9 protein-coding genes, 1 tRNA gene, 1 rRNA gene and 1 pseudogene are annotated in these 10,525 nt (G+C 46.5%); 10 read left to right on the top strand and 2 right to left on the bottom strand.

What is annotated here, in order from left to right:
- Nucleotides 1-5 precede the first annotated feature (5 nt).
- Nucleotides 6-121 (top strand): 5S ribosomal RNA (gene rrf, locus ABY436_RS16590).
- A 196-nt stretch (nucleotides 122-317) separates the two neighbouring features.
- The gene (fabI, locus tag ABY436_RS16585) at nucleotides 318-1,094 is read left to right on the top strand and encodes an enoyl-ACP reductase FabI (protein ID WP_372740042.1); all 777 of its coding nucleotides are present in this window, start codon (nucleotides 318-320) and stop codon (nucleotides 1,092-1,094) included.
- Between the two features lie 64 nt (nucleotides 1,095-1,158).
- Here fabI and ABY436_RS16580 read toward each other — a convergent pair whose 3' ends face one another.
- Both ABY436_RS16580 and ABY436_RS16575 read right to left on the bottom strand, forming a co-directional pair.
- On the bottom strand, nucleotides 1,159-2,952 hold the full coding sequence (locus ABY436_RS16580; RefSeq protein ID WP_372740041.1) for an alpha/beta fold hydrolase: 1,794 nt from the start codon (nucleotides 2,950-2,952) through the stop codon (nucleotides 1,159-1,161).
- A 250-nt stretch (nucleotides 2,953-3,202) separates the two neighbouring features.
- A tRNA-Phe gene (locus ABY436_RS16575) sits at nucleotides 3,203-3,278 on the bottom strand.
- 210 nt (nucleotides 3,279-3,488) lie between these two features.
- On the opposite strand from ABY436_RS16575, the gene ABY436_RS16570 reads away from it, so the two are divergent.
- The 8 genes and pseudogenes from ABY436_RS16570 to ABY436_RS16535 all read left to right on the top strand — a co-directional run.
- Nucleotides 3,489-4,394, top strand: coding sequence for a hypothetical protein (locus ABY436_RS16570; RefSeq protein WP_372740040.1), 906 nt, complete (start codon nucleotides 3,489-3,491; stop codon nucleotides 4,392-4,394).
- A gap of 3 nt (nucleotides 4,395-4,397) precedes the next feature.
- Nucleotides 4,398-5,003 (top strand): PilN domain-containing protein, encoded by a 606-nt coding sequence (locus ABY436_RS16565; RefSeq protein ID WP_372740039.1) that lies wholly within the window; start codon nucleotides 4,398-4,400, stop codon nucleotides 5,001-5,003.
- Complete coding sequence (locus ABY436_RS16560) at nucleotides 4,996-5,676, top strand: hypothetical protein (protein ID WP_372740038.1); 681 nt, start codon at nucleotides 4,996-4,998, stop codon at nucleotides 5,674-5,676. Before ABY436_RS16565 ends, ABY436_RS16560 begins: the two co-directional genes overlap by 8 nt.
- A gap of 67 nt (nucleotides 5,677-5,743) precedes the next feature.
- A complete protein-coding gene (locus ABY436_RS16555) occupies nucleotides 5,744-6,010 on the top strand; it encodes a hypothetical protein (protein WP_372740037.1) in 267 nt (88 codons plus the stop codon).
- A 17-nt stretch (nucleotides 6,011-6,027) separates the two neighbouring features.
- Nucleotides 6,028-7,662 carry a pilus (MSHA type) biogenesis protein MshL gene (mshL, locus tag ABY436_RS16550; protein ID WP_372740036.1) on the top strand — a complete coding sequence of 545 codons (1,635 nt, stop codon included), beginning with the start codon at nucleotides 6,028-6,030 and terminating at the stop codon, nucleotides 7,660-7,662.
- 36 nt (nucleotides 7,663-7,698) lie between these two features.
- Nucleotides 7,699-8,616 (top strand): ExeA family protein, encoded by a 918-nt coding sequence (locus ABY436_RS16545; protein WP_372740035.1) that lies wholly within the window; start codon nucleotides 7,699-7,701, stop codon nucleotides 8,614-8,616.
- Nucleotides 8,613-10,061, top strand: a complete 1,449-nt coding sequence (locus tag ABY436_RS16540) for a tetratricopeptide repeat protein (RefSeq protein WP_372740034.1) — start codon at nucleotides 8,613-8,615, stop codon at nucleotides 10,059-10,061. The genes ABY436_RS16545 and ABY436_RS16540 overlap by 4 nt, the downstream gene beginning before the upstream one ends.
- A 15-nt stretch (nucleotides 10,062-10,076) precedes the next feature.
- A pseudogene (locus ABY436_RS16535) lies at nucleotides 10,077-10,525 on the top strand (MSHA biogenesis protein MshE); the annotation flags it as partial.

The following is a 10,525-nucleotide window of genomic DNA, read 5'->3' as shown; positions in this document are numbered from 1 at the left end:
TTACGCTTGGCGACCATAGCGAAATGGAACCACCTGATCCCATCCCGAACTCAGCAGTGAAACGTTTTAGCGCCGATGGTAGTGTGGGGTTTCCCCATGTGAGAGTAGGTCATTGCCAAGCACCTAATAGAGAAACCCCGATCACCCTGTGATCGGGGTTTTTTTATGCCTGTGAAAAATGAAACTCAATATTTCGATTTTGTGCGCTGCACTAATAAATACTAGATATTATGAAAAAAGTAATGATATTGACTTGCGGTTGATGTACTTTGGTCTATATTGCATTGCAGCATTCTCGTCTTTTAGGAGTTTAAAAAATGAGTATTCCTTTTTCCTTGGAAGGTAAACGTGGCGTCGTATTAGGTATTGCAAATCGTCATTCCATTGCATATGGATGTGCGGAAGTATTAAGTGCGTTGGGTGCTGAGCTTTGTATTACCTATCTTAATGAGAAATCTAAACCTTTTGTGGCCCCTTTAGCAGAGAAGTTATCAACAACACTGTTTCTTCCTTGTGATGTGAGTAAGGCCGGAGAGCTTGAGTCTGTTTTTGATGAAGCCCAAAAGCAGTGGGGTACGATAGATTTTGTCGTTCACTCAATAGCGTGGTCACCATTAGATGAATTGCATGGCCGTTTGGTTGACTCATCCTCTGAAGGCTTTGCTATGGCAATGGATATTTCATGCCATTCATTTATTCGTACCGCACGCTTGGCTGAGCCTTTAATGAAAGAAAATGGTGGCGCATTAATCACCATGACTTATTACGGTTCAGAAAAAGTGGTGGATCATTATGGCATGATGGGACCGGTTAAAGCCGCTTTGGAGAGCTCTGTTCGTTATCTGGCATCAGAGCTGGGACAGAGCGGTATTCGAGTCCATTCTGTGTCACCTGGCCCTATGCCAACCCGAGCGGGCTCTGGTATCACAGACTTTGATGGCTTAATGAATGACGCTGTAAATCGCTCCCCGTTACATCGTTTAGGCAGCCCTGAAGATGTCGGGCGTTTAACTGCATTTTTGATTAGCGACTGGGCTTCAAGCCAGACCGGTAGTCAGCTATTTGTCGATGCCGGCCATAATATCATGGCTTAAAATAGCTATATTTAAGTTTCAAGAGGCCTCATTCTGAGGCCTTTTTTCGTTGTAGATGAATTAACTAGCCTTTGCTGTTGTAGAAATGCAGTGCGTGTTCCAGATATTCGCTTAGCAGTTTACGGCTGACAACAAAGATATGACCGATGTTTTTTTCAATGGTCCGGTTCAGACCGTCTGTGGTTTCACTGTTACCACCATGATCGACTCCCCAGTTCTCACTCGCAATGCAGGATCCCGCTGGAGAGATAGGGTCACGCAGCCCACGATAATCCATTAACTGGACGCCAGACCGGGTTAGGGCATGCATGTCGACAGGCTCACCATCCAGCGCCGGGATACTGGAAGATAAGCAGTATTTACCTTGCCATATCTGATTATCGGTAAAGATGTTTTCGATCCATTCTTGGTGCGCTCGAGCTGGAAAACGAGTGCCGTGATTCAGCCAGTTGAGGAAAGGTGCTGCATCCTCTATGGCACCGTCGAATGAGGCTCGTTCATAAAAACCGTGGCTGACGGTATAGCGTACGCCGGGTTGAATCTGGTGCATACCTGCTTCGATTAGCTGTGGTGGGATGTTGATGCCATCAAATATCAGGCTAATCATTTCTTTGTCATAACGGGTGCGGATCAGTTCCCGCATCGGCCCATGGCCGCTGCCCGCGTCATCAAACAATACCGGTGTGGCCATCAGAACTAACTTGGTGATATCCATCGCCAGCCCTTGTGCTTGGCGCTCTTCAGCTCGTCGGGCCAGATAGGTAACAAACAGGGTGCCACCCATGCAGTAGCCCATTGCGTGGATCTTTTGTTCCGGATGTTGTTGCTGGATCAGATCCAGATAGCGGTCATGAATCTGTTTGCCAAAGAAATCGAGTCCTTGTCCGGTATCTTGATCACCAGCCTGGCTATAATCAACCAGATAAACGTGATGCCCCTTGGATATCAGGCCTTCGATGACCGATTTTCCCGGTGCCAGATCAAAAATATCTGCACGATTTATTAAGGGGCTGCTGAGATAGATAATTGGATTTTTGTCAGCATTTTTTTGTTGGCTCGGGTAGTAGCGTAGCTGTACTGCGTGCAATGGCGAATCTTTAACAACGCTGTAATCACAACAGCCTAGCTTAGCGGCCGGTGAGTGCTCGCTGAAATACACCAGATCAAAGGCTTGTTGCTGATACAGTTTTTCCAATCGGAGCTGGCACTTAGCCAGATATTCGTCAAAGCTATCTAGTGGTTGGTTGTTGTCATATTTGCGATAGGGTTGTGGATCTGTAGTCGGTGTGCCGGTTATCAATATAAGCAGGCTGGTCAGTAGCTCTTTTTGTGCTGTCAGGCGAGTCAGGCCGAGGCTATTGTATTGGTATTCCAGCGCAGCCATCTTGATCAGGCGAAAATAGAATAGTTGGCTTTGTAGCGGATCAGTGAATATCTTAGCAGCCCGGGTCGGGGAGAATTTATCGTCCTCAAAGCACTGTTGGCAGAGCTCTTCTGTAAGCCTGGCATACTGGGTTTCGATATCAATGTTCTGCTGTTTAAACAGGTCGGGATCTGTTTGGTTTAATACTGCTTGTTTTGCTTTATCCCTAACGGGATCAAACAGAAAGGTTTGCATCCATTGCTGTGTCATCTGCAAACTAAATGCGGCTATTGAGTTATCGGGTAGCCTCCGGCTTAGGTTATCCAGTCGTTGATAATGCTGCTGTATCCCTCGTAGCCAGTTGCCGCACAGGTCACTCTTCCAATCCAAAGAGGTGTCGAATCCGATGTTATTATTTGCGCCAGACCAGTGACTCAACGCTAGCAACTGTTCAGTGGTTGGGGGATGGGCGGGGAAAATAGATGTCCATTCCATGGAGGATGCCTCTCAGAGTTGAGTCCGTTGTTACAAGATAATTATTAGCATAGTCTCATATTGGATCAAAGAGTAGGTTGATATCAAGCGTGGATAGGCTGATCGTAAAGTGATCAGCATGTATTGAGAAGGTCTGGCCGATTATTATTTAAATCAGTAGGTGGGCTGATTATGTAATGCTGCTAGTAGCAAGGAATGACTGTGACAGAAACAACAAAGCCCCACATTTGACTGCGAGGCTTGTAGTACTTGGTGCCCGGAGGCGGAATCGAACCACCGACACGAGGATTTTCAATCCTCTGCTCTACCGACTGAGCTATCCGGGCATCTCAAGAGGTGCATATTCAATCATTTAGCGTTTGTTAGTTCAAGCTTATTGTCTGTTTTTATACATAATTCTGCTGGCTTAAGCTGTTATGTCGCCTAAACTAATATGATTACTAGCCGTTACATATAGAATCACCATTGGAGCTAGTGCTAAATACTCTTCGATTAGTCGTTTTAATCTTTAAGATTACGTAAAAGGAGTTACTGATTTGCTTCGGTTCAGAAAGAAAAATAATAGATCGAAAGGATTAGTTGCTATCCACCTTCTACCGGAGGGCGTCGCGCTGGCCTCCGTTGCTTCTGTAGAAAATCAGCGAAAGTTAACCGCTGCTGCCTTTCTGGATGTGTCTGATCCTTTGAATAACCCCGCTGCAGTGGCTACATCCGTTTCTGAAGCAGGAATGGCTAACAGCCGTTGTTCATTGGTGTTATCTTCGGGTGAGTATCAGTTGGTGTTGATTGAAGCCCCGGACGTACCTAAAGAAGAGTTAAAAGAAGCACTGCTGTGGCGTGTTAAAGATATGATTCAGTATTCCACCGATGATGCAATTATCGATTATTATGAACTGCCTGAAGATGCATTTCGAGGCCGCGGTAAAATGCTGTATGTCGTGGCTGCTGACCGAAAACTAATAGCAAAGCGCATCTCTTGGCTAGAAAGTATCGGGCTCTTTCCAGAGTATATTGATGTGCCTGAAATGGCATTACTGAATATTGCGGAAGGTCTGAGTGAATCAGAGGCAGGTACAGCAGTACTTTATTTAAATGAGAAGCAAAGTGTTATTAACATGATGTCTTCGGCTGGTCTGTATCTCTCCAGAGCCTTGTCTTATGACCATAGTGTGCAGATTGATAATGCCGTGTTGGATCTGCAGCGTTCGATGGATTATTTTGAGAGCCAGATAGGTAAGCCTCCTTGTATGCGTATTATTGTGATGCCCCTGCAGGTCGGTGAGACTCCGTTGATGATGGAGTTACGTAATAATCTGGGCGCGGATGTTCAGTCACTGGATTTAAGCGATGTTGTTGAATCAGATGAACCCTTAACGATTGATCTTCAGCAGCGCTGTTTCGTATCGATTGCTGCAGCGCTGCGCAGTGAAGAGAGTAAGTGAGTTATGAAACAACGAATTAACCTGCTTCCGCCCCAGCCTGAAATTGAGCGTGATTATTTACGATTTAATTATGTAATCTGGACTTTTATGGGAGTGTTGTTAGTTTGTTCAATGATAAGTGCCTGGATCTGGAAAGACGTTCACCAGACTGATGAGCAGCTAAAGGGCTATGTGATCCAACTGCAGCAACAGCAGCAGGCGTTAAAAAAACTTGAGGTGCTCCAGAGCCAGCGTAAACCTGATCCGGCGCTTGAGGATTACAGGGATCAGTTACAACAAACAGTATTATCTAAACAGCGTTTGTCCGGATTATTAGAGACGGTACAGCCGGAGCACCAGCAAGGTTTCTCACAAGGGCTGTTGGCATTCTCAAATAGTACACCGGATAAAGTATGGTTGACCTCTTTCAAGATGACGTCAGGTTCTTTAATCCTTGATCTTGCTGGAGAAAGCGCGGATACATCACAAATCCCCGTTTTTCTGAGACAGCTGGCGCAACAAAGCTTCTTCAATAAAATGCATTTCGCTGAACTTAAAACAGAAAAGAAGGATGATACAGCCTACCTGTTTAATGCCCATGGGGTGATCGCGGGTAAATCACATGATTAATTCTATTGCTGAAAAGTTTAATGCACTGGAAAAGCGTGAGCGCTTGCTGATTGCGGTGACCTGTACTGTTTTGATAATAGCGGTTTTTTTTATGGCCGTGATTGAGCCTTTGATGAAAAAGTCGTCAGGTTTTAATGCTCAAATAGAGCAGAATTTGCGTATGGTGAACACCCGACAGACTGAAATAGATGCATTTACCCGCGCCTTAAATGTGGATCCCTCCGCAGCTGTTCGGGCCAAGGTTGCTGAGCTGGAAAAAACAGATAAACAAGTGAGCAGCATACTGCAAAGACGTTCAATTAATTTGATGGATCCTGGTCAAATGGGACAGGTGTTAGAAACGGTTTTAAGAGATAAGCCGGGTATTGTGTTACAGCGACTGTCCTCTCTGCCAGTAAAGCCTCTGCGCTTGTCATCTGATGCTGAGACAGAGTCAGATGAAAAAGCAGAATCATTGCCCTCTGCATTAAATGCCCCCGTCTATTCGCACGGGTTTGAAGTGGTGCTGCTGGGTGAGTACGCAGATATTTATGATTACTTGCGCCACCTGGAAGGGCTTTCCTCATCATTCTTTTGGGATTCACTGGAGTATAAAGTGTCCAGCTACCCTGATTCTGAAGTAACCTTACGCGTTCATACGCTGAGTGCTGTTGAGGGCTGGATTGGTGGTTAGAATATGGAGAGCTAAGATAATCGGTTTTTTGATGCTGTGCTGTTCGGTACTAGTGTGGGCAGATCCTGTGCTTAAGGATCCGACACAACCCTATCGTATACAGGTTGGAGAATCCGTCGCCGTCGTACAAAAAAAAGACTTTCAGGTGACCTCTATACTAAAAAGAAAACATCTGGCCTGGGCTATTGTAAATGGCATTAAAGCAAATGTTGGGGATCGTGTCGGTGGCGCAAAAGTATTGCAGATTAGCTATGACAAAGTGTTACTTGATATGGGCGATAGCCGGCGCTGGGTACTTCTTTCAAACAATTCTGGGCTGAAGAAAAGCCGGTAACATTATAAGGTTTGCTCATGAAGCATATACAAAGACATCTGACTTTAATTATTGCAGGGTTATTAGCAGGATGTCAGACCGTTGGACATGTGACCGAACAACCGCCGCAGCAGGAGTCAGAAAAAATCCTTCAGGCGGCACTATGGGATACTGCTAGCCGAACACAAGCGGTTGCCGGGTTACCGGTACTACCCTCATTAGCACCACTGCGTTTGGATGATTTGGCTCAGGTGCAGGAAGAGCGCTTTGATGTTTCCGCAAGCCAGTTATCAGCCCGCACTTTTTTTATGGGCTTAGTGGAAGGTTCGCCCTACAACATGATTGTCCATGCAGGGATTGAAGGTAACATTTCGCTTCAATTGAAAGATGTAACCGTTGCTGAAGTAATGAAAGCTGTACGTGAAGTATACGGTTATGAGTACAAACGTACGGGCAATTTATATCAGGTGCTTCCGGCAAACCTTGAAACGCTGATTTACCAAGTCAACTATCTGGATGTTCAACGTGAAGGGCAATCGCAGACGTCGGTGAGCGCAGGTTCAGTCAGCCATGCGGGGTCGAGTGATAATTCTTCAAGTGATAGCGATTCTTCGGGTAGTAGTTCCTCCAATAATAGTACTGCCAGTAATTCGGGGCAGGGAGTATTGGTTGGCACGCACATCAGTACGCGTAGTAAAACAGATTTCTGGGGCGGTTTGCAGGCTACGTTATCGACTATCATCGGTACTGACAAAGGCCAGCGTGTGGTGGTAACGCCACAGGCTGGGGTTGTTGTGGTAAGAGCCTTTCCAAGTGAGCAGCAGACTGTTCGTGAATACCTGGAGAAAGCTGAATTAATACTAGGACGTCAGGTGGTTATCGAAGCAAAAATCCTGGAGGTGAATCTGAATAATGGTTTCCAGGCAGGGATCGACTGGAGTGCAGTTGGAAGAATAAATGCGAAAAATTCGGGAGTGTATGGGGTCAGTTCCGAATCGATCACTAACTCGAGCGGGCTAGGCGGTGTATTTAGTGCAGCGTTAGATCTGAACGATTTTACGGCGCTGATTGAACTGTTGGGTACGCAGGGTAATGTGCAGGTTTTGTCGAGCCCGCGTGTTTCTACTATGAATAATCAGAAGGCGGTGATTAAAGTAGGCACTGATGAGTTTTATGTCACCGATATACAAAACACCACAACCACCGGTACAGCTACGACGACGACTCCTGATATTGAGCTAACCCCTTTCTTCTCTGGTATCGCTTTGGATGTCACACCACAGATCAGCGCAGATAACGAAATTATTCTGCATATTCATCCCTCTGTTAGCGAGGTGGAAGATCAGCAGAAATTGATCAGCGTGGGTACTGATCAATTCAATATACCGCTCGCTTTAAGTTCCATTCGTGAATCAGACAGCGTCGTTAAAGCCAGCAGTGGTCAGGTTATTGTGATTGGCGGGCTGATGACATCAGGCAGCAATGATACCTTTGCGAAAACACCTGGGCTGGGTGATATTCCGGGGGTGGGTAAGCTTTTTCAACAGCGCAGCCAAGGCTCGAATAAAAGTGAACTGGTCATTTTGTTGAGACCTGTTATTGCTAATGCGACGGGCTGGAAGCAAGAGTTGCAGCGTAGCCTTGAGGGGTTTCAGTCATTAAAGCAGCGCTAAGCAATGCTCAACACAAAAGTGATGGGTTAAATATCTATGTATATTGATCACTTTGGCATGCGGGAGCTACCGTTTACATTAACGCCCAATACGCGATTTTTTCTGCAGTTGCCAACGCATCAGGAAGCCCTGAATCTGCTATTGGTAGCCTTGGGCAGTGGCGATGGTTTTATCAAAGTAGTGGGTCAAGTCGGCACAGGTAAAACCATGCTATGCCGCACCTTGCTGAATGCGTTGGAAAAGGAATCCTGCGTTACTGCCTATATCCCTAATCCTTATTTGAGTCCTGAAGCGCTACGCCGAAATTTTGCATTGGAGATCGGCATTGAAAATGCGTTGGCGTTAGCGGATTTTGAGCTGGTTAACCGTATCAACCAGAGATTAGTAGAGATAGCGAAAGACGGTTTGTACACGGTCTTGATTGTGGATGAAGCACAGGCGATGCCGGAAGAAACCATAGAAGCGTTGCGATTGCTGACAAATCTTGAGACCGAATCAGAGAAGCTTTTTCAGGTTGTTCTTTTTGGTCAGCCTGAATTGGATCAGTTATTAAGCCGGCCATCGCTTCGACAGCTGTTGCAACGTATTACCTTTAGTTGCCGATTAAATACCCTGCCGGTCGCGGCTGTCAGTAATTATCTCGAACAACGTGCCAGCCGGGCAGGATATGCAGGGCTTTCTCTATTTTCGCCCGCTGCAGCAAAGTTGATAGCCAAAGCATCTGGCGGCGTGCCACGGTTGGTTAATATACTGGCACATAAATCTTTGATGAGTGCCTATGGGCGTGGCGACAGCACGATAAAAAAAGCACATGTTATTAGGGCGATAGAAGATACTGAGGGCGTTGATGTTCCGCTGATCAGTGGTGTTGCAAAGCTTCTGCTGGGCTCGGTTATTATGACTGGCTCGGTGTGCGGAATGCTTTACTGGGCGACCATGCGAGGGCTTATATGAGTCTGGTGAATGATATGTTGCGTGACTTGGATGAGCGCAAAAGAGAAGGCTCAACAGGCTATCGCGCGGTTGCCAAACGCGATAGCAATACGGGCCGTTGGATTTGGATCGCACTACTTATTGCCTTAGTAACGATTGTTGGCTTTTTTGTTGTCAGAGAATGGGGTGGAAAGATCAATGAGCGAAGCCACTTCTTCTCCTTGCTTGATAAAGAACAAGTCCAAACAGGCAGTAGCAGTCAGCCGCTTGTGCAGGAATCGCTTGGATTAACCGCTCAGCAGACAGACGTGAAAAATGAAATAGCTGCGCCTGAACCTGAGCCTGAACGTAAAGCTAAGCCTGAAAAAATACCTCCTGTTACTACCAATATCAGTGCCATAAACTGGACATCACAATCAGATCTACGTGGCACTTTGACCTTCTGGCTGGATCAGGTGAAGCCTTTTGTGCTTTATAGCCGGTCAACCATGACAATGGATATTGCCATTGAGGAGTCGCTTTTGGCCGTTGGGCTACCCGACATCAATGGCTCATTATTGACGACAATTGACATCGTTCCTGAAGAGGGCAGGAGCCGCTTTAAACTAGTCGCAAGCGAGCCTGTGGAGTTTTCTCCTAAACTAAAACAAAACCCGGCCCGTTTGGTTGTTGAGGTCAGCCGTTCAGCACCTGAGGTGTCAGTTGCTATACCGACAAGATCGGCAGTTAAAGAAACCACATCCGTCTTAGCAGCCGAGGAAGCAAGACCCGCTGCACGCGAGCCTATACCTGTTCCCAGAGTTACAGTATCGGAAGATGCGACAGAGGTCTCTCATACGGCCACTAATACGACAGATCAGGCAAGAGGTCAGCAGGCAGGTCAGTGGAAGAAATCACTGAATACGCTGCCAACAGATAGTTCTGTTGTGCGAAGTGCCCGTCGCCTGCTGAGTCAGCAACGTACCGATGAAGCGCTGGACTTACTAAAAGACTATGTCAATAAAACGCCTGCTTCGCTGCAGAGCCGTTACTTATTGGTACAACTTTTTCTGGTAACCGAGCGTTATACGGCCGCATCAGAAATATTCCACACAGCACCCGACAATCTATCGTGGGGGCTGCTGCAAGCGCGGGCTTTTCTGCAGCAAGGACAAGCAAAGCAGGCAATAGAGTTACTGGAGCAATATCCGGATGGGCAGAGTCGGCAGGATTATCTGGATCTGCTGGCATCGGGTTACCAGCAAGCAGGACAACATGCAGCAGCGGTTGCGCGTTATCTGAGTTTATTAACCCTGAACTCTCAGGAAGGCCGCTGGTGGATTAATCTGGGAGTCTCTCTGGAGCATCTCGGACAGACAAGAAAAGCACTGGATGCTTATCGTTCAGCGTTACAGATTCCGGATCTGGAACAATCCTTAAAACAGTATGCGCAGTTGCAGTCGCAAAGATTGATGCAATCGCAATAAGAAGGGTTAAGAGGCATGGCATCACCAAAGATGAAAATCCGTATTGGCGACCTGATGGTTCAGAATGGTGTTATTTCTGAGCAGCAGCTGACCAGTGCCCTGGCCCGGCAGAAGGAAACACGCCAGAAACTAGGGCGCTCTTTAGTCTCTCTTGGTTATGTCGATGAGCAGCAATTTTTAGAGTTTCTTGCTCAGCAGTTGAGTGTGCCGCTGGTTGATCTGTCGCATTACAATTTTAAGCAGGAGGATGTGCTGCGTCTGTCTGAAACCCATGCCCGACGCTTTCGTTCGATTGTATTAAAAGAAAACCCGGATCACTTTTTAGTCGGGATGTCGGATCCACTGGATATTTTTGCTTTTGATGAGTTGCAGCGCCTCTTGCCAAAAACCATCGAACTGGCCGTTGTTGCAGAGAGTCAATTGCTGCAAACATTGGATCTGATGTATCGCAGAACCAATGATAT

This window comes from Neptunomonas sp., assembly GCF_041601355.1.
GTDB lineage: Bacteria > Pseudomonadota > Gammaproteobacteria > Pseudomonadales > Balneatricaceae > Neptunomonas.
Note: the sequence above shows the minus strand (reverse complement) of the source record. Positions and strands in the feature narration are given on the sequence as shown.

What these genes read in the sequence shown, in the direction of transcription:
- ABY436_RS16540 (WP_372740034.1), top strand. Translation starts at nt 8,613, where the DNA reads ATGAGTCTGGTGAATGATATGTTGCGTGACTTGGATGAGCGCAAAAGA.
- ABY436_RS16560 (WP_372740038.1), top strand. Translation starts at nt 4,996, where the DNA reads ATGATTAATTCTATTGCTGAAAAGTTTAATGCACTGGAAAAGCGTGAG.
- ABY436_RS16565 (WP_372740039.1), top strand. Translation starts at nt 4,398, where the DNA reads ATGAAACAACGAATTAACCTGCTTCCGCCCCAGCCTGAAATTGAGCGT.
- fabI (WP_372740042.1), top strand. Translation starts at nt 318, where the DNA reads ATGAGTATTCCTTTTTCCTTGGAAGGTAAACGTGGCGTCGTATTAGGT.
- ABY436_RS16545 (WP_372740035.1), top strand. Translation starts at nt 7,699, where the DNA reads ATGTATATTGATCACTTTGGCATGCGGGAGCTACCGTTTACATTAACG.
- ABY436_RS16580 (WP_372740041.1), bottom strand. Translation starts at nt 2,952, where the DNA reads ATGGAATGGACATCTATTTTCCCCGCCCATCCCCCAACCACTGAACAG.
- mshL (WP_372740036.1), top strand. Translation starts at nt 6,028, where the DNA reads ATGAAGCATATACAAAGACATCTGACTTTAATTATTGCAGGGTTATTA.